We start from the raw sequence: 23,512 nt of genomic DNA on the forward strand, positions 1-23,512 counted from the left end.
GAGAATCCAACCCATGGACTTTTCCCGCTTTTTTATCGACAGGCCGATCTTTGCTGCCGTCCTGTCGATTCTGATTTTTATCACAGGGTTAATCGCCATCCCGCTGCTGCCGGTGAGCGAATACCCTGACGTCGTGCCGCCAAGCGTGCAGGTGCGCGCCGAGTACCCGGGCGCCAACCCGAAAGTGATTGCCGAGACCGTGGCGACGCCGCTGGAAGAGGCGATCAACGGCGTTGAGAACATGATGTACATGAAATCCGTCGCGGGCTCGGACGGCGTGCTGGTGACCACCGTGACCTTCCGTCCGGGGACTGACCCGGATCAGGCGCAGGTTCAGGTGCAGAACCGCGTCGCGCAGGCCGAAGCGCGTCTGCCGGAGGACGTGCGGCGTCTGGGCATTACCACCCAGAAGCAGTCGCCCACGCTGACGCTGGTGGTGCATCTGTTTTCGCCAAACGGTAAGTACGATTCGCTGTATATGCGCAACTACGCCACGCTGAAGGTGAAGGACGAGCTGGCGCGTCTGCCCGGCGTCGGCCAGATCCAGATTTTCGGCTCCGGCGAGTACGCGATGCGCGTCTGGCTGGACCCTAATAAAGTGGCGGCGCGCGGGCTGACCGCCTCGGACGTGGTCACGGCGATGCAGGAGCAAAACGTACAGGTCTCCGCCGGTCAGCTTGGCGCCGAGCCGCTGCCGAAAGAGAGCGACTTCCTGATCTCCATTAACGCCCAGGGCCGCCTGCATACCGAAGAAGAGTTTGGCAATATTGTCCTGAAAACAACGCAGGATGGTACGGTCGTCCGCCTGCGCGACGTGGCGCGGATTGAAATGGGGTCCGGGAGCTATGCCCTGCGTTCCCAGCTGAACAATAAAGACGCGGTCGGGATTGGTATCTTCCAGTCGCCGGGGGCGAACGCCATCGATCTGTCTAACGCGGTGCGCGCGAAAATGGACGAACTGTCCACGCGCTTCCCGGCGGACATGAAGTGGGCGGCACCTTACGATCCGACGGTCTTTGTGCGTGATTCAATCCGTGCGGTGGTGCAAACGCTGCTGGAAGCCGTGGTGCTGGTGGTGCTGGTGGTCATTCTGTTCCTGCAAACCTGGCGCGCGTCGATCATTCCGCTGATCGCGGTGCCGGTGTCGGTGGTGGGTACCTTCAGCATTCTTTACCTGCTGGGCTTCTCGCTGAATACCCTGAGCCTGTTCGGGCTGGTGCTGGCCATCGGTATCGTGGTGGACGACGCCATCGTGGTGGTGGAAAACGTCGAGCGAAACATCGAAGAGGGGCTTGCGCCGCTGGCGGCCGCGCACCAGGCGATGCGTGAAGTGTCCGGGCCGATTATCGCGATTGCGCTGGTACTGTGCGCGGTGTTTGTGCCGATGGCGTTTCTGTCGGGCGTTACCGGCCAGTTCTACAAGCAGTTTGCGGTGACGATCGCGATATCGACGGTGATTTCAGCGATTAACTCGCTGACGCTCTCTCCGGCGCTGGCGGCACTGCTGTTAAAGCCCCACGGCGCGCCGAAAGATTTCCCGACCCGGCTTATCGACCGTCTGTTCGGCTGGATTTTCCGTCCGTTTAACCGCTTTTTCCTCCGCAGTTCAAACGGCTATCAGGGGCTGGTGGGCAAAACGCTGGGACGGCGCGGTGCGGTATTCGTGGTTTACCTGCTGCTGCTCTGTGCCGCAGGCGTCATGTTTAAAGCGGTGCCCGGCGGGTTTATTCCCACGCAGGACAAGCTGTACCTGATCGGCGGCGTGAAAATGCCGGAAGGCTCCTCGCTGGCCCGCACCGATGCGGTGATCCGCAAAATGAGCGAAATCGGGATGAATACCGAAGGCGTGGATTATGCGGTCGCGTTTCCGGGGCTGAACGCGCTGCAGTTCACCAATACGCCGAATACCGGAACGGTCTTCTTTGGCCTGAAGCCGTTCGACCAGCGTAAACATTCCGCGGCGGAAATTAACGCGGAGATTAACGCGAAAATCGCGCAAATCCAGCAGGGCTTTGGCTTCTCTATTCTGCCGCCGCCGATTTTAGGGCTGGGTCAGGGGTCGGGCTATTCCCTGTACATTCAGGATCGCGGTGGTCTGGGCTATGGCGCGCTGCAAAATGCGGTGAACACCATGTCCGGAGCGATTATGCAGACGCCGGGGATGCATTTCCCGATCTCAACCTACCAGGCTAACGTGCCGCAGCTGGACGTCCAGGTTGACCGCGACAAGGCGAAAGCGCAGGGCGTGTCGCTGACCGATCTTTTCGGGACGCTGCAAACCTATCTGGGCTCGTCGTACGTCAATGACTTCAACCAGTTCGGACGAACCTGGCGCGTGATGGCGCAGGCTGACGGGCAGTTCCGCGACAGCGTGGAAGATATTGCGAATCTGCGTACCCGCAACAGCCAGGGCGAAATGGTGCCGATTGGCAGTATGGTGAACATCACGACCACCTACGGGCCGGATCCGGTGATCCGTTACAACGGCTACCCGGCGGCGGACCTGATTGGCGATGCCGACCCGCGCGTGCTCTCATCTGCACAGGCGATGACGCAGCTGGACGCGATGTCTAAGCAGATCCTGCCGAACGGGATGAACATTGAATGGACGGATCTGAGCTTCCAGCAGGCCACCCAGGGCAACACGGCGCTGGTCGTCTTCCCGGTCGCGGTGCTGCTGGCGTTTCTGGTGCTGGCGGCGCTGTATGAAAGCTGGACGCTGCCGCTGGCGGTGATCCTCATCGTGCCGATGACCATGCTTTCCGCGCTGTTTGGCGTCTGGCTGACCGGGGGCGATAACAACGTCTTCGTGCAGGTGGGGCTGGTGGTGCTGATGGGGCTGGCCTGTAAAAACGCCATTCTTATCGTGGAGTTTGCCCGCGAGCTGGAAATTCAGGGTAAAGGCATTATGGAAGCCGCGCTGGAGGCGTGCCGCCTGCGTTTACGCCCGATTGTGATGACCTCCATCGCCTTTATTGCCGGGACCATTCCGCTGATCCTCGGCCACGGCGCGGGTGCGGAAGTACGCGGCGTCACCGGGATCACGGTGTTCTCCGGTATGTTGGGGGTGACGCTGTTTGGTCTGTTCCTGACGCCGGTGTTCTACGTGACGCTGCGTAAGTTCGTCACGCGCGGCAAAAAAGAGGAAAGGGACGTGCTGCCCGCGTAGGGACGTTGCGGATAATAAAAAACCGCCTTCACTGTGAAGGCGGTTTTTTTTCGCATCAGGAAAACGTTATGACGTTTTTTGATACTGGGCAATAAGGTCGGGGAGCGGATCCCATCCGCTGCTGTCGGCGTTTTTCACCGCTTCCAGGGCGCTAGCCACGGTATGGCGCTCCAGTACCGCTAACGACGCCTGCTCGGCCTCTTCAGAAATCGATTTAAAGTACCAGCAGGCGTTAGCGCTGACCACGCAGCGGGCCGGTACGTCAGGGCGCGATGCCCACAGTTTTTTATCTTCGATGACCGAAAGGTAGATGTCGCGCAGGGTGATCTCTTCCGGCGGACGACCAAGATGAATGGAGCCGTTACGGCCAAGCGTTGAGACGATAATGCCGTCTCGCGTCAGCGGAACCATCAATTTGCGGATGAAGCTCGGGTTTGCTTCCAGACCGTAGGCCAGAATCGCGCTCGTCGAACGTTCACCCAATTGCTCCGCCATCGCTACGCTGAGAACCATCTGCAAAGCTGTCGGGAAGCGGTAATCTAACATTTCTCTGTCCTGGGTTGCGGTGAATCTTGTTCTTTTTGGCACCGCAGAGGTGAATAAGCAATAAACAACAATATAACAAATACGGTAATTATTTTGAAGCAATCTGCGGCATTTGCGATCAAACCCCCTGTTCTGCTTTAGCTAAACGTGCGGTTCGGGAAGTCAACCGTCACCAGGAGGCCGCCTTCCGAGGACGTACTCAGGTTTACGCTGCTGTTGTGCTGCTGCGCCACCGCTTTGACGATGGCAAGCCCCAGCCCGCTGCCGCTTTGCACCTGATTGGGATCGCGGAAAAAGCGGTCGAACACGCGCTCCTGCAGCTCATCCGGAATGCCCGGGCCCGCATCGGAGACGCGCAGTTGAACGACGCGATCGCAGGCGCTCACGTCGACCTGAATCCGCCCGCCCTCGGGGCTGTACTTCACGGCGTTCTCAATGAGATTATCAATCAGCGACACCAGGCGTTCCCTGACGCCGTGGATCCAGACGTCATCCTCGGCAAAGAATTCCAGCTCAATTTTGCGCGCAGACGCTAGCGGTTCCAGCTCGGCCATTCGTTCTTGAATAAGCGTAGTCAGCGGCACGGGTTCCATCGCCGTATCAATGCGCGCTTCACTGTGCATCATCAGCAGCAGCTGATTGACGAGGCGCGCGGCGCGGCTGTTGCTGCGAATCACGCCCGCAAGCAGCTCCTTCTGGCTCTCGCTGATGACCCAGGACTGCAGCGCCTCCACGTTGATGCGCATCGCCGCGAGGGGGGTACGCAGCTCGTGTGCAGCATCCGCGATGAAAACCCGCTCCCTTTCCGCGCTTTCACGCACCCTGGCAAGGAAGTCGTTGATCGCGTCCACCATCTGGCGAAGCTCCCGGTGCTTCGGTACGGCTCTTAAAGGGGAGAGGTCGTCCGGCGTGCGTAACGTAATTTCATTGACCACCTTATTCCATGGATGCATCGCAATGCGGATTGAGAGCCACGCGGGAAACAGCAGAAACGGGAAGCAGACCAGCAGCGGCAGGATGTAGTACCCGCGAGAGTTCAGATAGATAAAGAAGTTCCAGCCGCTGGCTGGCGTGAAGAGGGTGACCTCAACGTCAGAGTGAGGGGATTTAAGGGTGCGGCTGGGCCAGGTACGATCTCCACTCTGAACGTGCTCCAGTTCGCCGAACCGGGTGTTTGTTATCCCCGCAGGTGCACCGTCGGAGGCAAAAATAACGGCATTATTCTTGCGAACGATGAGGTTAATCGACAGCACGGGATCTTCCCCTCCGCCGTAACCTTCCCGCAGGGCCTGGCTAAAGGCTTCCAGCACGGCGGTACGATCCTGAGGACGTCCGTCCATACGCTCAGCCAGGGTAAAAACAGTTTCGTATGTTTTACTGCCCGTGAGGATGGGAGGGCTGCGCAGGTCCTCCCACAGAATGAAGGTTAGAAAAAGACACCACAGCAGGGTCAGCAGCAGCATCTGGGCGATGATAATTCGGCGCACCAGCGTCGGGCGCCTCAGGTGATACCAGACGTTTTGCATTAACCGGTCACCTTTTGAATGGAGACGGTATCAATGACGTACCCGACGCCCCGGACCGTTCGCACATAGCCGTCGCCGATTTTCCGCCGCAAATTTCCCATATGCACGTCGAGCGCGTTGCTGAGGTTCTCTTTGTTGCCGAATATCCTTTCTTCCAGAAACCGCCGTGTCAGCACGCGGTCCGCGCGCAGCATCAACGTTTCCAGCAGCGCGTATTCACTGGCCGTTAAATCGATATGGCGCGCACTCACCGTCACGCGACGCGTTGGGACATGAAGAGAGAGCCCGCGAATTTCTATCGCCTCATTTTCAAAACCGTAGCTGCGCCGTGCAAGGGCTCGCACTCTCGCCAGCAGCTCGGCGAGAATAAAGGGTTTGACGAGATAGTCGTCCGCGCCGGCATCCAGCCCGCACAGGCGATCCTGCAATGTCCCTCGCGCCGTCAGGATGATGACGGGGATCCCCTTGAGCTGCTGGCGCAAACGCGTCATCAGGCTCATGCCATCGCCGTCGGGCAGCCCCAGGTCGAGCAAAATAAGTTCCGGCACGCAGACGTCAAGCTGATGCAGCGCATCCTCTTTACGGCGAACCCATATGACGTCAAACCCTTGATCTGAGAGGGCGATACGTACGCCATTGCCGAGATCCAGGTCGTCTTCGATAAGTAGAATTTTCACATTGGTAACGGTATCAACCGTGAATGAAGAATTTCTTAAGAAAAAAACGGTAGCAGGAAATCTGTCCGGATGACAGCACCCGCGCGCGCTTCAGTCTTTCTTCATTTTCGGCTCATAAGAACCTTAGGGTCACGCTTCAAAATGGGCGTTCCGGCGTTTAACCGCCTGCATCGTCATCATTTGCATCCATAAGGACTTCCTTAATGAGAAATATCGAACTGCGTCATACGTTCCCTCATTTACTTTCGGGCCGCTGCCTGAAAACCCTCGTGCCGGGCGTCGTTCTGGCGTTACTGGCTACGCCTGTACTGGCGGAAGAACAGCGCCAGGGCAACGTCTTAACCCTGGGGGGCGGCGTGGATGTGGGGCCGCGCTACTCGGGTTCAGAGAAAACCCGCGTCTCAGCGGCTCAGGTAGTGGATTATTCCATGGCAAATGGCTTCTTTATCGGCACCACGCGAGGGATCGGTTATGGTAACAATGTTGGCAACCTGGATTACAGCGCAGCGCTGAGCTATCGAACGGGCCGTAAAGATAAAGACGTGAGCAGCGATTCCATCAGCTCCGGCAGCGACGAGCTGCGGGGGATGGGTGAGATTAAAGGCTCGGCTATCGTGGTACCTGGGCTGGGGTACAAGGTGACCGACTGGCTGAATCTGCAGCTGCAGGCTGAAGTTCCGGTGTCTGAGAGAGACAACGGTGAGGCGGTACATTTCGGCATTTCCAGCCCGTTCTACACCTCACCCAAAAATGAGGTGACGATGGAGGTGACCGGCAGTTGGGGATCCGACAAGTATATGCAGACGTACTATGGGGTCAGCGCCGCCCAGTCGGCCGCATCGGGCTTTGCCCGACATGACGCCGGGGCCGGGATTTATGCCTGGTCGATGAACCTTGACTGGACCCACAAGCTCACCTCGCGCTGGAGCGTGCTTGCCTCTGCGGGCGTGACGCAGCTGACGGGGGATGCGGGCGATAGCCCGATTGTGCATCGTAAAACGTCGCCGACGGGGAGTTTGAAGGTAACGTACAGTTTTTGAGCATGTGATAACGACGTTTATAAGCCGCTCCGGTTAAGATGGCGGGGCGGTACTGCTGGGTGACGGGAAGAGTGATGGACTCTCTCGATCTCATGGTGTGTAACAACCTGCTATCTATGCCAAAATGATTCAACATTAGCGATTAACGAGACTTATTGATATTGACCATTGTATTTATTCCATCACTTGCTTTCATCATGGCATCCGGCACGGCCAACCCCGGTTACGCCGCAGTATCTGAACTACGTTTAACATCAGTCAGAATAATAAAAGAGTTAACGTTTTATTAGATTCGCAACAGTGTCGGCCTCCGTCCGGAGCATTTGAAAACCAGAACCTCACTAAGAAATGTGCCAACATGACGCGAGTAATATCTCTGTCCGGAGAATAATGTGTTCGGAAAACTGTTGTTAAACTACATGCCCGGTTTACAAAATTTGTTGGCCTACGATAAAAGCTGGCTAAAACATGATGTTAAAGCGGGGTTATCCGTTGCGGCCGTAGCGCTACCTGTTGCGATTGCTTACGCTGAGCTGGCGGGGGTGGGGGCAATTGTAGGGCTCTATTCCTGCGTTTTACCGATGATAGCTTACGCACTGTTTGGCTCTTCACGCCAGCTTATTGTGGGCCCAGATGCCACAACCTGCGCGGTGATTGCGGCCGTCGTATTTCCGCTTTCTGCAGGAAACCCCGAACTGCACTGGCAGCTGACGATCATCATGACATTGATGATGGGCGGGTGGTGTTTGCTTGCCAGTAAATTTCGGCTGGGCGCGCTCGCCGATCTGCTGTCTCATCCCATTCTTACCGGTTTACTTAATGGCGTAGCCGTGACGATTATCGTCGGGCAATTAGGCAAGGTGTTGGGGATTAAGCTTGATGAAGCGCAGGTTATTGAAAAAATAATCGCCTTGCCAGGTCGACTTTCAGATAGCCATTTATTAACCGTAGGAATATCCCTTTTTACGTTAATTATTTTAATGGTGATCAAAACGTATCGCAGCCAGTGGCCAGCACCTTTAATCGCCATTGTAATAACAACGGCACTGGTATGGGTGACCTCTGCACAACAGTATGGGATTGCCACGATAGGGGGAGAAGGCTTCCAGCCTGGTTTACCGGTCGTTCACTGGGGGGCGTTCCAGCCGGGGCCGATGCGTGATTTGGTGATCCCGGCGCTGAACCTGGCGTTGGTCAGTTTTGTCAGTCTGATGCTGACCGCCCGCAGTTTTGCCGCGAAAAATGGCTACGAAATTAATGCGGATGCAGAGTTCCGGGCTTTGGGTATTGCGAACATTATGTCGGGGTTATCTCAGGGGTTTGCTATCAGTGGAGCCGATTCCCGGACTGCGGTGAATGATTCGGTTGGGGGGAAAAGCCAGCTGGTTTCCGTGGTCGCCGCCTTGATCATCGGTATCGTCGTAGTATTTTTCACTCAGCCATTACAATTCATTCCGGTATCTGCGTTAGGGATTGTTCTAATGTATGCATCGTGGTCATTGATTGATTTACGTGGGCTATGGAACCTGAGGCGCAGAAATAAACAGGCCTTTCGCCTGGCCTTCTTCACGTTTGGCTGTGTGTTAATTATCGGCGTTATCCAGGGGATCGGCCTTGCGGTGTTGCTTGGCCTGTTGCAGTTCCTTCGTACGGTATTTCGTCCCTCTGAGCACCTGCTGGGCACTGACGAAGAGGGAATGATTCACTCGTTAGGGAATACCACCGATATAAAAATGGTCCCGGGCGTGCTGATGTATCGATTTAACTCACCGTTGACCTATTTTAATGTGGCTTATTTTAAACGTCGGGTATTGAACCTGGTTGATGGGGCAGCCATACAGCCTAAATGGGTGGTCATTGATGCCGTTGCCTGCTTCACCTATTCAGACATCAGTGTCCTGGCAACTATTAATGAGTTAAAGCGCGATCTGAAAGGTCGACAGATTAAATTAATTCTTGCGGGCAGGAAAACGGAGTTAACACGCTGGTTTAAAGACAGTCGGCCAACAATGAATGATGATGACATGATTCTGGCGCCAGACCTCTACCTGGCACTTCGGTTCATTCAAAGCAAAGAGAGTGCGAGTGAGGGGGAATCAGTCGGTGATATATAACCAAATACTGGTGAAAGGCTTGTAGCACATGCTACTGGCAGGCAGGGAACACTCACAATTTCTACCACCGAGCCTCAGCTACTGTTGGCCTGGACAGTGAGATGTTCCTTGCCTGCCTTACTTTCTTCTGCCATCTATCTCAGTAAAACCTGAATCAGCTGAACAAAGATATACACTGCCGCCGCCACTCGTATTGCCTGCCAGCCCCATCTGAGATAGCGCCATTCATAGCGTTCTCTGGCATTAGCCTCTGCTATAGCGGAGTCATAACGCTTTTTTTTCTTTCTCCTGACTACGTCTATTACCCACAGGATGAGAATAAAGATAATGATGGTTTTCTGAAGTATGGGATTATCCACTAAAAATGACTCCGGCTTGCTCGCTGAAAAAGCAGAATAGAGGAACAGTCGTCACGTATCCACCACTAAATGTGGGGGTATGAATGAAATTTACCCTGATTCGATTTTGAGATGACCCTGCCCGTAGCCGGTTTCTCCGCTGTGAATGCGCAATCTCTGGTGCGACGTATCAGGCTGACGGCTATAAGCAAGGAGCGGGCCTTGAGTACCATTCATTTTCGCCAGAACAAAAATAGATAGGGTCGTGCCTACAAATAAATAAACTCATAACTCACAATGTAACTTCCAATATTATTCACACGGGCCGTTACCCACACCCCAGTCATTCCCTGCTTACGGTGGCTGTGCAGATATTCTTTGTTTGTACAAAGCTGAATCCATCTGTTGGTGTTCTGATCTTTTAACCAGAGACCCGCTTCACAATGGCCATGCTTACCTCTCGAAGGCCCCGGAAAGACAACCTCATATTCAGATTCATAGCCAATTATTTTGTCCGGGAAGAGATAGACATAAATATCATAACAATTTAAGCTCAATACAAACCCAAGGCAAAAGCCGCTAAAAAAAGCACTGGCAATATATTCTAATGTTTTGTTAAAAGTGCGCAGGTAAAAAGCGCGCATAACAAAAATTGTTCCAATCAAAACGCCAAGTGAAATATATGTCATCCATTCAGGGACGGATTTTTTTAATATAGTATTATGGGAGATGCCAGATGCCCATGACATATACCAGAGCCATCCACCTAAAACGCTGAATATCACGGCTGTAACAAGTAATTTCTTGCGTTTATCTTCGAAAGAATAATTTTTAGTCATGGTTTTGTTTTGTATGTATCAAACGAAAGTGTTGACCTTACCAGGAAAAGCTATTTTATATTATTAAATTCAATATGCCTCCTGTTTCGAGTTAAATTTTTTAAGCTTCCTCTTTTGACCGTAGCTTGCTCGCTACCCGCGAGCAAGCCACACCCCTTAGCGATACAGCGTCTTTTCCGCAACCGGAATAAGGAGCCCGGATCGCCAGTCCGCGAGCGTCAGCTGCGCAAGCTTACCCAGCGCGGTATAAAACGGATGGTTGGCGTTCTCGACAAACACCGTCAGGAAGCGGGTGCTCCACGGCAGCAGGTGCCACGCCAGAAGCTGAGCGCACTCCGCCTCGCGGCCGTTCTCGGCCAGCCATGCCGCCAGCAGCAGCAAAGTCCCGAAGTGATCTTCCGGTTCATTCTGCTGCATTTCAAATGCGATAGCGTTCTCCCGCATCCACTGGCGCAGCGCGAGGGTCGAGTCGCCGAACAGCACGGATTCTCGGTCCAGCCAGACGGAGCCCCACGGTGGCGCGGGCAGGGCGTAAGGGCCAATAAACAGTCGTTGCCAGGCGTCCGTCAGCGGCTCATCGGCAGACGCGGCAAAGGTGTCGGCTACGGGTCGTAGCGTTTCCGAAGGCAGAGGCCAGTCCTGTACCCATTCGCCTGCGGTGAGAGCCTGCACCAGCGGCGCGGCCTGCTCGCTGTCTGGTGCGAAATAAAACAGCGCACCCAGCACCCGGGCGCTGAACGCGAACGATTCACGATGTGAGACATCTTTCATTACATCTTCCTTGCTCGCGCGGAGGGTGTCCGCGCGACTGAGTTAACCGATAATACAAACCATAGAATAAACCACGGTCACGCCATTCACCCGTTACACCTTCTCGATCTGTACCAGATTGGTGTGCTGCGGGTTGCCTTTGGCCAGCGGTGACGGGCGGTGCGTGGTCAGGGTGTTGATGCATGAGCCGTGGTCGACACGATCGCCACTCATATTGGCGTCGTGCCAGGCCCCCTGGCCCATAGCGCTGACACCGGGCATGATGCGCGGCGTCACTTTCGCTTCAATTCGTACCTCGCCGCGGTCGTTAAAGACGCGCACCGTATCGCCGTTCTTAATGCCGCGTTTTTCGGCATCGACAGGATTAAGCAAGACCTCCTGGCGGCAGGCGGCTTTCAGCACGTCCACGTTACCGTAGCTTGAGTGGGTACGGGCCTTAAAGTGGAAGCCAAACAGCTGAAGCGGGAACCGCGCGCGCTCGGGCGCGTCCCAGCCGTCGAAGGTTGACGCGTAGACGGGCAGCGGGCTGATGGTCTCATCTTTTTCCAGCTCCCAGGTGGCCGCAATCTTCGCCAGCTTGCTGGAGTAAATTTCAATCTTACCCGATGGGGTTTTCAGCGGATTGGCTTCCGGGTTTTCACGGAATTTTTTATAGGCCACAAAATGGCCGTTCGGATCTTTGCGCTTGTAAATGCCCCTTTTTTTCAGCTCGTCATAGGACGGCAGTTTGGGATCTTTTTCGAGCATTTTGGCATACAGATACTGCAGCCACTGTTCCTGCGTCCGTCCTTCGGTGAATTTCTGGTGGATATCCGGCCCGAGGCGTTTCGCCACTTCGCTCATGATCCAGTAGATGGGCTTGCGTTCAAACTTCGGCGCGGTCACGGGCTGAAGGAATATCAGGTAGCCCATGTTGCCCGCATAATCGTTTGGAATGATGTCTTCCTGCTCGACGGTCATCAGGTCCGGCAACACGATATCGGCATACTTCGCTGACGATGTCATGAAGTTATCGATGACCACAATCATTTCGTACTTGCTTTCATCCTGCAGGATATCGTGGGTTTTATTGATATCGGAGTGCTGGTTGATGAGGGTGTTGCCCGCGTAGTTCCAGATGAACTTAATCGGCACGTCCAGCTTATCCTTGCCGCGCACGCCGTCGCGCAGGGCGGTCATCTCCGGCCCACGGGCGATGGCGTCCGTCCAGCTGAAGCAGGAAATTTGCGTTTTGACCGGGTTATCCGGCAGCGGCATACGTTCGATGGTGATGGTGTAGGTGGACTCACGCGCGCCGCTGTTCCCGCCGTTGATCCCGACGTTTCCGGTGAGGATCGGCAGCATCGCGATAGCGCGGGAGGTCAGCTCGCCGTTCGCCTGGCGCTGAGGTCCCCAGCCCTGACAGATATAAGCCGGTTTAGCGGAGCCGATTTCCCGGGCAAGCTTAACGATACGATCGGCGGGAATACCGGTGATGCGGGAGGCCCACTCCGGCGTTTTCGCCGTGTGGTCATCGCCCTGGCCGATAATATACGCTTTGTAGTGACCGTTAGCGGGCGCGCCTTCCGGCAGCGTTTTTTCGTCGTAGCCAACGCAGTATTTGTCGAGGAATGGCTGGTCGACCAGGTTTTCGTCGATTAATACCCAGGCAATACCCGCCACCAGCGCGGCATCGGTTCCCGGACGGATCGGGATCCATTCATCTTCGCGTCCGGCTGCCGTGTCGGTGTAGCGCGGGTCGATAACAATCATGCGCGCGTTGGACCGCTCGCGAGCCTGTTCCAGATAGTACGTAATCCCGCCGCCGCTCATGCGCGTTTCCGCCGGGTTATTGCCGAACATCACTACCAGTTTGGTGTTTTCGATGTCCGAGGTACTGTTGCCGTCGTTGCTGCCGTAGGTGTAGGGCATCGCGCAGGCAATTTGCGCCGTGCTGTAGGTGCCGTAGTGGCTCAGGAAGCCGCCGTAGCAGTTCATCAGGCGCGCCACCAGCGAAGCGTAAGGGGAGGAGCGGGTGATATTGCCGCCGACAATCCCGGAAGAGTAGTTGATATACACCGCTTCGTTGCCGTAGTTGGCCACCACGTCTTTCAGGCTGGCGGCGATCGTGTCGAGCGCTTCATCCCAGGTGATGCGTTCGAACTTGCCTTCGCCGCGTTTGCCCACGCGCTTCATCGGGTAGTTCAGACGATCAGGGTGATTGATGCGGCGACGAATAGAACGTCCGCGCAGGCAGGCGCGCACCTGGTGATCGCCATACACATCCTCGCCGGTGTTATCCGTTTCGACCCAGTACACTTCGTTGTCGCGGACGTGCAGACGCAGCGCGCAGCGGCTGCCGCAGTTGACCGAGCAGGCGCCCCACACCACGGTATCTTCAGGAGGCGGGACGGCGTGCTTTACCGCAGCGGCAGCGCTTTTAAGGCCAAAGGGAAGCGAGATCCCACCAGCGGCAAGCGCCAGAGAACCTATCGCCGTAGATTTCACGAGAGTTCGACGGCTAATTCCGCCGTCGTAATGTTCAGCATCGGACATGGCTCACCCCATCATTATTATTGCGTATTATTTCTCCCGAAATGATATCCGGGCTAATGATGGGGTGAGTGTTACTTATTTGGGGGTAGTAGATCTTAATCCTTATCAAATCAAAGGGAATTGACGCTCAATTACTGAGGTTCAGCTGCCGCACCGCTGCCTGTGCGGGTGTACAGAATTTTAAAGGTGTCGTTAGCGCAGTGGCCTACGACCTGCGTGCCCGGCTGATCGGCCTGGTCGTTCGGCACAATGTTCAGCGTAAAACCTGACTCAGGCACGCCGTTGTTGACGATCTTCTGCTGAATGTCGCTTTTCACGCGCTCGCAGGAATCCGGTGCCGCCAGCGCGGCCGTTGAGGCACTCATTAACAGCAGGGCGGTAATCCAGGGTAACCGTTTCATCTGTAGCTCCTTTTCTCTGTGTAGAGATTAATTTTAGCAGGCTTCGTGTAAACATCTGTATTTGCTAATATGATTGGGAATAATCTCCCTGTACGGAAATGAATGTGAAGAAATATGCAGCGATAACGCTCCTGGCAGCAACACTGGTGGGGTGCGACAACAGCTCCGCGCCGCTGTCGTTTACGCCCGAGATGGCGAGTTTTTCAAACGAATTTGATTTTGATCCGCTGCGCGGCCCGGTCAAAGACTTTACCCAGACGCTGTTCAACGAGAAGGGCGAAGTGTCCAAACGGGTCACCGGCACCGTCTCGACGGAAGGGTGTTTCGATACGCTGGAGCTACACGACCTGGAGGCCAACACCAGCGTGGCGCTGGTGCTGGATGCTAATTACTATCTTGATGCGGAAACCCAGCAGCGTAAAGTGAAGCTGCAGGGCAAATGCCAGCTGGCCGAACTGCCGTCAGCCGGGGTAACGTGGGATACCGACGACAACGGATTTGTGGTGGCGGCGCACGGTAAAGAGATGGAAGTGAAGTATCGCTACGACGCGGATGGTTACCCGCTGGGCAAAACCACCGTATCAGGGGATCAGCATCTGTCCGTCCAGTCGACGCCGTCGAAAGACCTGCGCAAAAGAATGGATTACTCGGCAGTCAGCATGTTGAATGACAAGCCGCTGGGCAACGTGACGCAGAGCTGCGACTACGATCGCCACAATAACCCGGTGAGCTGCGATCTGACCATCACGGACGACAGCGTCAAACCCGCCGTTGAGCACAAGTACACCATCAAGAACACGATTGAATATTACTGAGCGTAAAGTGCATTTTGTGCGTTTCGCCCGGAGGTGCTACGCTTGCACGGGCCTACAATGAAGCACCCTGTAGGCCGGGTAAGCACAGCGCCACCCGGCAAGAAAGACAGCTCAACGGTTTATGACACGGTTTGTCATCGATCTCACTGCGCGGTAGGTTTCAGCAGGCTGGCGCCTGACGGTTTATGTCCGGCCAGGTGCTGATGCTGGAAAATGCACATGCGGATGGTGTTGCGGTATTCACCGTTGATAAAGAACTCGTGAATCAGCTCGCCTTCCACCATAAAGCCCAGCTTGCGATAGATATGGATCGCTTTTTCGTTCTCTTTGTCCACAATCAGGTAAAGCTTGTAGAGATTCAGAACGTTGAATCCGTAATCCATTGCCAGCCTGGCCGCGCGTGACGCAAGGCCTTTTCCCTGATGCTCAGGGGAGATGATGATCTGGAACTCCGCCCGACGGTGAACGTGGTTGATCTCAACCAGCTCTACCAGCCCGGCTTTTTCACCTTCACACTCCACCACAAAACGACGTTCACTCTGATCGTGAATGTGCTTATCGTAGAGATCGGACAGCTCGACAAAGGCCTCATAAGGCTCTTCGAACCAGTAGCGCATCACGCTGGCATTGTTGTCGAGCTGGTGGACAAAGCGCAGGTCTTCACGCTCCAGCGGACGGAGTTTAACGTCGCATGGCGCCGACATTATGGGGCTACCGTGCGGCCAGTGCGGCGATCCAGGCAGCGCAGGGTGTTAGGCTCCCAGTAGGCATTGACGTTTGCACTTTGCTGACACTTATCGCGCGCGTCAAAAGCGACATCTTCTTTGTCCCACTCTTTTTCGGCACGTTTGTTGACCTTCTGGCGAAGGCTACGGGTGTCATTCCATTGTTCTTTGTCCATGGCGGCGTTCTGGCGGCTTTGCGCGCTGTCACCAGACTCGATAATGAGCTTGCTGGTTTCCGCTGTCGCAGAGGCGGCAAAGGCGAACGATGACAGCGCCAGCAGGGCTGTCAGACAAAGGCGTTTGCTTAATGTGGTCATAGCGTTTCCTTTTAAATGGGTGCAGATAATCAAGTTACCCCGTACAGATTCTACACTAAAGCGAAATGACGGCATACCCGCGGAGCAAGTATGGAAAAGTAAAGGGCATCATCAGGTATGATGGTTAAATAAATCCTCACCTGACGTGAAATATGCTTAAAACGACGCTGCTTTTTTTTGCGACTGCGCTGTGTGAAATCATCGGCTGCTTCCTGCCCTGGCTCTGGCTCAAAAAGGGTGGAACCGTATTGCTGCTCATTCCGGCAAGCGTTGCGCTGGCCCTGTTTGTCTGGCTGTTAACGCTGCATCCGGCGGCCAGCGGGCGCGTTTACGCGGCTTACGGCGGCGTCTATGTCTGCACGGCGCTGCTGTGGCTGCGCGTGGTGGACGGCGTCAAGCTCAGCGCATACGACTGGGCCGGGGCGCTGATTGCCCTGTGCGGTATGCTGATTATTGTGGCGGGATGGGGCCGCGCATGAGCCCCCGGTTTTGTGATCGTTAGCTTATTTTACGATCATTATACTTGTATGGTAGTAGTGTAGTTGCGTAAATTTCCGGCATCACAACGAACGATGTAAGGAAAGGAATTATGAAGATTGTCGCGGCTGACGTGTTTGTTACCTGCCCGGGGCGGAACTTTGTCACCCTTAAAATCACCACCGATGAGGGGATTGTCGGCCTCGGTGACGCTACGCTAAACGGACGCGAGCTCTCCGTGGCCTCATACCTGAAGGATCACCTTTGCCCCCAGCTCATTGGCCGCGATGCGCACCGCATCGAAGACATCTGGCAGTTCTTCTACAAAGGTGCTTACTGGCGTCGCGGTCCGGTTACCATGTCGGCCATCTCCGCCGTGGATATGGCGCTGTGGGATATCAAAGCCAAAGCGACCAACATGCCGCTCTACCAGCTGCTGGGTGGCGCCTCACGCGAAGGGGTGATGGTCTACTGTCACACCACCGGCCACACCATTGACGACGTGCTGGAAGATTACGCCCGTCACAAAGAGATGGGCTTTAAGGCGATCCGCGTGCAGTGCGGCGTGCCGGGCATGAAAACCACCTACGGCATGGCCAAAGGGAAGGGGCTGGCCTACGAGCCTGCGACCAAAGGCGACTGGCCGGAAGAGCAGCTCTGGTCCACCGAAAAATACCTCGACTTCACGCCGAAGCTGTTCGACGCGGTGCGTAATAAATTCGGCTTCAATGAGCATCTTCTGCACGACATGCACCACCGCCTGACGCCCATCGAAGCGGCGCGCTTCGGCAAGAGCATTGAAGCATACCGCATGTTCTGGATGGAGGATCCCACCCCTGCGGAAAACCAGGCCTGCTTCCGCCTGATCCGCCAGCACACCGTCACGCCAATTGCGGTAGGCGAAGTGTTTAACAGCATCTGGGACTGCAAGCAGCTCATCGAAGAGCAGCTTATCGACTATATCCGCACCACCATTACCCACGCGGGCGGCATCACCGGGATGCGCCGCATCGCGGACTTCGCGTCGCTCTATCAGGTGCGCACCGGCTCGCACGGTCCGTCGGATCTGTCGCCCGTGTGCCATGCCGCGGCGCTGCATTTCGACCTGTGGGTGCCGAACTTCGGCGTGCAGGAATATATGGGCTACTCCGAACAGATGCTGGAGGTCTTCCCGCACAGCTGGCGCTTTGATAACGGCTATATGCATCCGGGAGACAAGCCGGGTCTGGGCATCGAGTTTGATGAAAAGCTGGCGGCGAAATACCCGTACGATCCGGCCTATCTGCCGGTGGCCCGTCTTGAAGACGGCACGCTGTGGAACTGGTAAGCGAGGAGCAAACGATGAAAAGCATAGTGATTCAACAGCCGAACGAACTGGTAATTGAAGAGCGTCAACTCCCGGTACCTGGCGCAGGTGACGTCCGCGTCAGTATCAAGCTGGCCGGGATCTGCGGGTCGGATAGCCACATCTACCGCGGCCATAACCCGTTTGCGAAGTATCCGCGCGTCATCGGCCATGAGTTTTTTGGCGTGATTGACGCCGTGGGCGAGGGCGTTGACAGCGCGCGCCTGGGCCAGCGCGTTTCGGTCGATCCGGTAATCAGCTGCGGGCACTGCTACCCGTGCTCCGTGGGAAAACCGAACGTCTGCACCTCGCTGGTGGTGCTGGGCGTTCACCGTGACGGCGGCTTTAGCGAATATGCGGTCGTGCCCGCACAAAACGCCTGGCCCATTCCGGATGACATTCCTGATAAGCACGCCGTCATGGTTGAGCCCTTCACCATCGCCGCCAACGTAACGGGGCAGGCGAAACCGACTGAACAGGACGTCGCGCTGATATATGGCGCCGGGCCGATGGGGCTGGTTACGGTTCAGGCCCTGAAAGGCGTCTATCAGGTGAAGCAGGTTATCGTGGTTGATCGCATAGACGAGCGTCTGGCGATGGCCCGGCGCAGCGGCGCGGATTGGGTCTTTAATAACGGTGAGCAGTCGCTGCAGGCCGCGCTGGAGGAAAAAGGCATCAAACCGACGTTAATCATTGATGCCGCCTGCCATGCCTCCATTTTGCAGGAAGCGATAACCCTGGCCTCACCGGCGGCGCGCATCGTGCTAATGGGGTTCTCCAGCGAGCCGAGCCAGATTGTTCAGCAGGGCATCACCGGCAAAGAGCTGGCGATCTTCTCCTCGCGCCTGAACGCCAACAAATTCCCGGTCGTTATCGACTGGCTGAAGAGGGGGCTGATCGACCCGGAAAAACTGGTCACCCATACCTTTGACTATCGCCACGTTAAAGACGCCATTGAACTGTTTGAGAAAGACCAGCGGCAGTGCTGCAAAGTTTTGCTCACGTTCGGCCAATAATCATTTACGCGGTTAAGTGCCTGCGCAGACAGGCGCTATGTGGTACGCATCTTACCTTTCAGAGATAGCCATTATGACGCAAGTACAACCTCAAAGAACCACATCCGATTTGGTGAAAGCCGCCGTTTCCGGCTGGCTGGGCACCGCCCTGGAGTTTATGGACTTCCAGCTTTACTCGCTGGGTGCCGCTCTGGTCTTCCATGAGATCTTCTTCCCGGAACAGTCCGCCGCGATGGCGCTGATCCTCGCGATGGGCACCTACGGCGCAGGCTATATTGCGCGCATCGTCGGCGCCTTTATCTTCGGCAGAATGGGCGACAGCATTGGTCGTAAGAAGGTGCTGTTCATTACCATCACCATGATGGGGATCTGTACCACGCTGATTGGCGTCCTGCCGACCTACGCGCAGATCGGGATTTTTGCCCCCGTGCTGCTGGTGACGCTGCGCATTATTCAGGGCCTCGGTGCCGGGGCCGAGATCTCCGGGGCCGGGACCATGCTGGCGGAGTACGCGCCGAAAGGTAAACGCGGCATCATCTCCTCGCTGGTGGCGATGGGGACTAACTGCGGGACGCTGAGCGCAACGGCGATCTGGGCCATCATGTTCTTTGCCCTCGATCGTGAACAGCTGCTCGCCTGGGGCTGGCGCGTGCCTTTCCTCGCCAGCGTCGTGGTGATGATCTTCGCCATCTGGCTACGTATGAACCTCAAGGAGAGCCCGGTCTTTGAGAAAGTGAACGATGTGCAAGCTGCGCAGCCGGACACCTCACTGGGTTCCATGGTGAAAAGCAAATCCTTCTGGCTGGCGACCGGCCTGCGTTTCGGCCAGGCGGGGAACTCAGGTTTGATCCAGACCTTCCTCGCGGGCTATCTGGTCCAGACGCTGCTGTTCGATAAGGCCATCCCGACCGATGCGCTGATGATCAGCTCCATTCTCGGGTTTATCTCCATTCCGCTGCTGGGCTGGCTTTCCGATAAAGTGGGGCGCCGTCTGCCGTACATTATCCTCAATATCTCCGCCATTATTCTGGCCTATCCGATGCTGTCGATCATCGTCGATAAGAGCTATGCGCCGGGGACGATCATGCTCTGCATCATCGTTATCCATAACTTCGCCGTGCTGGGGCTGTTTGCGCTGGAAAATATCACCATGGCGGAGATGTTTGGCTCGCGAAATCGCTTTACCCGTATGGCGATCTCCAAAGAGGCGGGCGGTCTCGTAGCGGTGGGCTTTGGTCCGGTACTGGCAGGGATTTTCTGCAATATGACCGGCTCCTGGTGGCCGATTGTCGCCATGCTGGTGGCCTATTCCGTGATTGGACTGATCTCGGCGATCCTGATGCCGGAAGTGCGCGACCGTGATTTAAGCGCGGTGCAAGACGCAGCCGAGTCTGCGCCGAGAGAGACGGTCGGTTACGGTGCCGTCTCCTCGCGACGCTGATGGTTTATAGTTTACGTTACCTGTCACACAACTTTGATTTTGTGTCACACCACATGAACAAAAGTTAATATAAATCAAAAACTCAAACGGCAGTATCAGTATGGTTGATGGCAGTTCGCTTTTTTACTCCAGCTGCCATTCTAGTTGGTGTAGTCAGCAGGCGCTGCCGCTTCAGCATGGGCGGCAGCGAACCACAGCTTTCTAATTAACGAGTTTTAATCATGGAAAATACCTTATTACAGGCCAACGCGACGCTGCCACAGTACGATCGCGACAGCCTTAAAGCACGCATCGTTCATTTAGGGTTTGGCGCATTTCACCGTGCGCATCAGGCAGTGTACGCCGACATCCTCGCCGCGGAACACGGTAGCGACTGGGGATACTGTGAGGTTAACCTGATTGGCGGCGAACAGCAGATTGCCGATCTGAACGCGCAGGATAACCTCTATACCGTGGCGGAAATGTCTGCCGATGCGTGGACCTCCCGCGTGGTTGGCGTGGTAAAAAAGGCGCTGCATGCGCAGGTTGACGGGCTGGAGACCGTCCTGGCCGCGATGTGCGAACCGCAGGTGGCGATTGTCTCGCTGACCATCACCGAGAAAGGGTACTGCCATTCCCCGGCGACCGGGCAACTGATGCTCGATCACCCTTTTATCGTCGCAGACCTGCAAAACCCGCACCAGCCGAAATCTGCGCCGGGTGTGGTCGTGGAAGCGCTGGCGCGGCGTAAGGCTGCGGGTCTGCCTGCGTTTAGCGTGATGTCCTGCGATAACATGCCGGAGAACGGTCACGTGATGCGGAATGTCACCTGCGCGTACGCCCGTGCGGTAGACGGTGAACTGGCGGACTGGATCGAATCCCACGTTACTTTCCCGTCAACGATGGTGGATCGCATCGTGCCTGCGGTTACCCCCGACACGCTGGATAAAATTGAACAGCTTACCGGCGTGCGCGATCCGGCGGCGGTGGCCTGTGAACCGTTCCGTCAGTGGGTGATCGAAGATAACTTTGTGGCCGGCCGTCCAGCGTGGAAAAAAGCCGGAGCCGAGCTGGTGTCAGATGTTATCCCGTTTGAAGAGATGAAGCTGCGCATGCTTAACGGCAGCCACTCATTCCTGGCGTACCTGGGCTATCTGGCGGGCTATCAGCATATTAACGACTGTATGGAAGATGAAAACTACCGCGTCGCCGCGCACGCGTTGATGCTTAACGAGCAGGCGCCTACGCTGAAGGTCAAAGGCGTCGATTTAGGACGCTATGCCGATCTCCTGATTGCCCGCTACAGCAACCCGGCCCTGCGCCATCGGACCTGGCAAATTGCGATGGACGGCAGCCAGAAGCTTCCGCAGCGCATGCTGGATTCCGTGCGCTGGCACCTGGTGCATCAGAAGCCTTTCCCGCTGCTGGCGCTGGGCGTGGCAGGGTGGATGCGCTATGTCGGCGGCGTGGACGAGCAGGGTAACGCGATTGACGTGAGCGATCCGCAGCTGGCAGTGATTCAGGCGGCGGTTAAAGGCAGTGCGGAAGGGGAAAGCCGGGTCAGGGCGCTGCTCGGCATCGAGGCCATCTTCGGCAAGGAGCTACCGCGTGAAGCCGTCTTTGTTGATGCGGTGATGAAGGCATACCAGACGCTGCTGCAAAAGGGCGCGAAAGCGACCGTGGCGCAGTACGTGTCTCAACGGTAATTCAGTACATGCCGCCGTTCGCGGCGGCATGTCTGCGCACCGTTTAGTGCATACCCAGGCGAATCAGCTCAATCGGTTCGAACTTACCTTCGCATCCTTCCACTTCAACCGTTTTGCTGCGGCGCACCTGCGCGGCATCCAGCCCGTCGCTGTGGATCGCTTTAATCACGCCAGTTTTGCCTGTGCCGCTAATCATGACGCGGCTGCCGGTGGTGATTGCATTGCGGTTACGGTCGTATGTCATCATGGTATTTTCTCCTCTCTAACCTGTTCGTTACGGCGTTATTTCAGGGTTGCCGTTCACGGGGCATATAAATACGCCTGTCTGCATCAGATGTTTTTGTTTTTGATCAAACTCACCCTTTTTTCTTTATTGCGTCGGGCGCTGACGGTTCACGACAGCAATTGACAAAGCAGACCGTTATTTTCATTAACTGATAGTTTCAGCAGGGAAGCGTTGAGGGTTGGTTTATATTCCCGATGCCATTCTGGATACAGGAAATAACCCTTTCATCGGAATAAGGAGCCAGGCTTATGTATAAGAAGATTTTGATGCCTGTTGATGTATTTGAAATGGATTTGAGTGACAAAGCGGTTCGCCACGCGGCTAACCTCGCGAAGGCCGAGGGCGCGACGATTACCCTGGTCAATATTCTGCCGACCAGCAGCCGATCCCTGCTGCGCGGTTTTAACGCCGATATTAAAAAGTTCGAAGAATATATGACTGAGGAATCCGGGAAGAAAATGAACGCCTTAAAAAGGCTGTTCGACATCTCGCCGGAGAAAATTGACAGCCTGGTTCGCTTTGGCAACGTCCGCGATGAAATTATCAGGCTGAGCAAAGAGGGGGAATATGACGCGATCGTCATCGGGTCGAAAAACCCGGGTATCACCACCCATCTGCTGGGATCAAATGCGGAATCTATCCTGCGCTACGCAACCATTCCGGTGTTAGTCGTTCGCTAAACCCATCGCCGCGTCCGAAAGGGGGCGGCGTAATATTACTCTTCGCTAAACCACTCGCTATTTTCCTGACGAATCAGCTGCACGGATTCGCTAATTTCCTGCAGATGCAGCGTCATCGCCTTTTCCACGCCGTCCGGGTCGCGTTTTTCCAGCGCGCTGAAAATATCATGATGCTGTCGGAGCAGCATTTCCGGCGGAGAGACGTGATCGAGACTCATATAACGCACGCGGTCGATGGTGGCCTTGATGTTTTCGATGGTGTCCCAGGCCAGCTGGCAATCTGCAATCTGCGCCAGTTTCTGGTGGAATTCATCATCAAGCTGGAAGAAATCATTCAGCTGCTTACGGTCAATCGCAATCCGCTGCTGATGCAGGTTTTGCTCCAGCAGGTAACACTGCTTGTCGTTGATAAGCGTTGCGGCACGGCGCGCCACCGCGCATTCAATGGCCTGGCGAACAAAACAGCCGTTGCGCACCTGAGAGAGTGAAATTTTGTTCACGTAGCTGCCGCGCTGCGGGCGGATCTGAATCAGACCGTTTTCCGCAAGCTTAATAAACGCTTCACGCACCGGCTGACGGGAAACGTCAAAACGCACGGACACCTCTTTTTCAGAAAGCGGCGTTCCCGGTGGGATCAGGCAATGGACAATATCACGTCGCAAAATGCGATAGATTTGCTGGTTTACGGGCTGGGTGGGATTGAGTTGCGATTCAGCGGCCATGAGTTGTCATTTCTCAGAGAGTTAGCCTGAACATACTACCATTCTTT

At 55.7% G+C, this 23,512-nt stretch carries 22 protein-coding genes; 10 read left to right on the plus strand and 12 right to left on the minus strand.

Annotation, left to right across the window (positions count from 1 at the left end; translation table 11 throughout):
• The first annotated feature begins 13 nt into the window (after positions 1-13).
• On the plus strand, positions 14-3,169 hold the full coding sequence (oqxB, locus tag HMPREF3143_RS08985) for a multidrug efflux RND transporter permease subunit OqxB (RefSeq protein WP_070532760.1): 3,156 nt from the start codon (positions 14-16) through the stop codon (positions 3,167-3,169).
• A 66-nt stretch (positions 3,170-3,235) separates the two neighbouring features.
• Here the strand turns inward: oqxB and HMPREF3143_RS08990 are convergent, their stop codons facing one another.
• From HMPREF3143_RS08990 to HMPREF3143_RS09000, 3 genes are all read right to left on the minus strand, one after another.
• Positions 3,236-3,715: an efflux pump transcriptional repressor OqxR gene (locus HMPREF3143_RS08990; RefSeq protein WP_008502426.1), complete on the minus strand. Its 480-nt coding sequence runs from the start codon at positions 3,713-3,715 to the stop codon at positions 3,236-3,238.
• Between the two features lie 137 nt (positions 3,716-3,852).
• Positions 3,853-5,241: a sensor histidine kinase gene (locus HMPREF3143_RS08995; RefSeq protein WP_070532763.1), complete on the minus strand. Its 1,389-nt coding sequence runs from the start codon at positions 5,239-5,241 to the stop codon at positions 3,853-3,855.
• Complete coding sequence (locus HMPREF3143_RS09000; RefSeq protein ID WP_025911426.1) at positions 5,241-5,918, minus strand: response regulator; 678 nt, start codon at positions 5,916-5,918, stop codon at positions 5,241-5,243. Before HMPREF3143_RS09000 ends, HMPREF3143_RS08995 begins: the two co-directional genes overlap by 1 nt.
• Before the next feature lie 203 nt (positions 5,919-6,121).
• Between HMPREF3143_RS09000 and HMPREF3143_RS09005 the strand changes: the two genes are divergently transcribed.
• Both HMPREF3143_RS09005 and HMPREF3143_RS09010 read left to right on the plus strand, forming a co-directional pair.
• On the plus strand, positions 6,122-6,958 hold the full coding sequence (locus tag HMPREF3143_RS09005) for a MipA/OmpV family protein (protein ID WP_070532766.1): 837 nt from the start codon (positions 6,122-6,124) through the stop codon (positions 6,956-6,958).
• A 392-nt stretch (positions 6,959-7,350) separates the two neighbouring features.
• Positions 7,351-9,072, plus strand: a complete 1,722-nt coding sequence (locus tag HMPREF3143_RS09010) for a SulP family inorganic anion transporter (protein ID WP_070532769.1) — start codon at positions 7,351-7,353, stop codon at positions 9,070-9,072.
• 134 nt (positions 9,073-9,206) lie between these two features.
• Here the strand turns inward: HMPREF3143_RS09010 and HMPREF3143_RS26255 are convergent, their stop codons facing one another.
• From HMPREF3143_RS26255 to HMPREF3143_RS09035, 5 genes are all read right to left on the minus strand, one after another.
• The gene (locus HMPREF3143_RS26255; RefSeq protein ID WP_070532771.1) at positions 9,207-9,431 is read right to left on the minus strand and encodes a hypothetical protein; all 225 of its coding nucleotides are present in this window, start codon (positions 9,429-9,431) and stop codon (positions 9,207-9,209) included.
• A gap of 248 nt (positions 9,432-9,679) precedes the next feature.
• Positions 9,680-10,249, minus strand: coding sequence for a hypothetical protein (locus tag HMPREF3143_RS09020; protein ID WP_021241217.1), 570 nt, complete (start codon positions 10,247-10,249; stop codon positions 9,680-9,682).
• A gap of 156 nt (positions 10,250-10,405) precedes the next feature.
• Positions 10,406-11,020 (minus strand): Tat proofreading chaperone DmsD, encoded by a 615-nt coding sequence (gene dmsD, locus HMPREF3143_RS09025; RefSeq protein WP_023327344.1) that lies wholly within the window; start codon positions 11,018-11,020, stop codon positions 10,406-10,408.
• 93 nt (positions 11,021-11,113) lie between these two features.
• Complete coding sequence (gene ynfE, locus HMPREF3143_RS09030) at positions 11,114-13,555, minus strand: selenate/tellurate reductase subunit YnfE (protein WP_070532774.1); 2,442 nt, start codon at positions 13,553-13,555, stop codon at positions 11,114-11,116.
• A gap of 131 nt (positions 13,556-13,686) precedes the next feature.
• Complete coding sequence (locus HMPREF3143_RS09035; RefSeq protein WP_021241220.1) at positions 13,687-13,956, minus strand: DUF1161 domain-containing protein; 270 nt, start codon at positions 13,954-13,956, stop codon at positions 13,687-13,689.
• A gap of 104 nt (positions 13,957-14,060) precedes the next feature.
• Between HMPREF3143_RS09035 and HMPREF3143_RS09040 the strand changes: the two genes are divergently transcribed.
• A complete protein-coding gene (locus HMPREF3143_RS09040) occupies positions 14,061-14,771 on the plus strand; it encodes a YnfC family lipoprotein (protein WP_025911417.1) in 711 nt (236 codons plus the stop codon).
• 143 nt (positions 14,772-14,914) lie between these two features.
• Here the strand turns inward: HMPREF3143_RS09040 and speG are convergent, their stop codons facing one another.
• Positions 14,915-15,475 (minus strand): spermidine N1-acetyltransferase, encoded by a 561-nt coding sequence (gene speG / locus HMPREF3143_RS09045; protein WP_008502415.1) that lies wholly within the window; start codon positions 15,473-15,475, stop codon positions 14,915-14,917.
• Entirely contained in the window at positions 15,475-15,813 is a 339-nt protein-coding gene (locus HMPREF3143_RS09050) for a DUF1283 family protein (RefSeq protein WP_008502414.1), read from the minus strand. Before HMPREF3143_RS09050 ends, speG begins: the two co-directional genes overlap by 1 nt.
• Positions 15,814-15,965: 152 nt before the next feature.
• Between HMPREF3143_RS09050 and HMPREF3143_RS09055 the strand changes: the two genes are divergently transcribed.
• The 5 genes from HMPREF3143_RS09055 to HMPREF3143_RS09075 all read left to right on the plus strand — a co-directional run bounded on the left by HMPREF3143_RS09055 (position 15,966) and on the right by HMPREF3143_RS09075 (position 21,777).
• Positions 15,966-16,292: a YnfA family protein gene (locus tag HMPREF3143_RS09055; protein WP_048989542.1), complete on the plus strand. Its 327-nt coding sequence runs from the start codon at positions 15,966-15,968 to the stop codon at positions 16,290-16,292.
• Between the two features lie 110 nt (positions 16,293-16,402).
• Entirely contained in the window at positions 16,403-17,617 is a 1,215-nt protein-coding gene (gene rspA / locus HMPREF3143_RS09060) for a starvation-sensing protein RspA (protein WP_070532777.1), read from the plus strand.
• Between the two features lie 14 nt (positions 17,618-17,631).
• Positions 17,632-18,651 carry a Zn-dependent oxidoreductase gene (locus HMPREF3143_RS09065; protein ID WP_070532780.1) on the plus strand — a complete coding sequence of 340 codons (1,020 nt, stop codon included), beginning with the start codon at positions 17,632-17,634 and terminating at the stop codon, positions 18,649-18,651.
• Positions 18,652-18,724: 73 nt separating this feature from the next.
• A complete protein-coding gene (locus HMPREF3143_RS09070; protein ID WP_070532782.1) occupies positions 18,725-20,092 on the plus strand; it encodes an MFS transporter in 1,368 nt (455 codons plus the stop codon).
• Positions 20,093-20,313: 221 nt separating this feature from the next.
• A complete protein-coding gene (locus HMPREF3143_RS09075) occupies positions 20,314-21,777 on the plus strand; it encodes a mannitol dehydrogenase family protein (RefSeq protein WP_070532785.1) in 1,464 nt (487 codons plus the stop codon).
• Positions 21,778-21,820: 43 nt separating this feature from the next.
• Here the strand turns inward: HMPREF3143_RS09075 and ydfZ are convergent, their stop codons facing one another.
• Positions 21,821-22,024, minus strand: a complete 204-nt coding sequence (gene ydfZ, locus HMPREF3143_RS09080) for a putative selenium delivery protein YdfZ (RefSeq protein ID WP_014883679.1) — start codon at positions 22,022-22,024, stop codon at positions 21,821-21,823.
• Positions 22,025-22,311: 287 nt separating this feature from the next.
• Here ydfZ and HMPREF3143_RS09085 point away from each other — a divergent pair, with 287 nt between their 5' ends.
• Positions 22,312-22,743 carry a universal stress protein gene (locus HMPREF3143_RS09085; RefSeq protein WP_070532788.1) on the plus strand — a complete coding sequence of 144 codons (432 nt, stop codon included), beginning with the start codon at positions 22,312-22,314 and terminating at the stop codon, positions 22,741-22,743.
• 35 nt (positions 22,744-22,778) lie between these two features.
• Here HMPREF3143_RS09085 and HMPREF3143_RS09090 read toward each other — a convergent pair whose 3' ends face one another.
• Entirely contained in the window at positions 22,779-23,465 is a 687-nt protein-coding gene (locus HMPREF3143_RS09090) for a GntR family transcriptional regulator (protein ID WP_008502405.1), read from the minus strand.
• Between the last annotated feature and the right edge of the window lie 47 nt (positions 23,466-23,512).

The organism is Enterobacter sp. HMSC16D10 (genome assembly GCF_001807145.1).
Taxonomy (GTDB): domain Bacteria; phylum Pseudomonadota; class Gammaproteobacteria; order Enterobacterales; family Enterobacteriaceae; genus Enterobacter; species Enterobacter roggenkampii.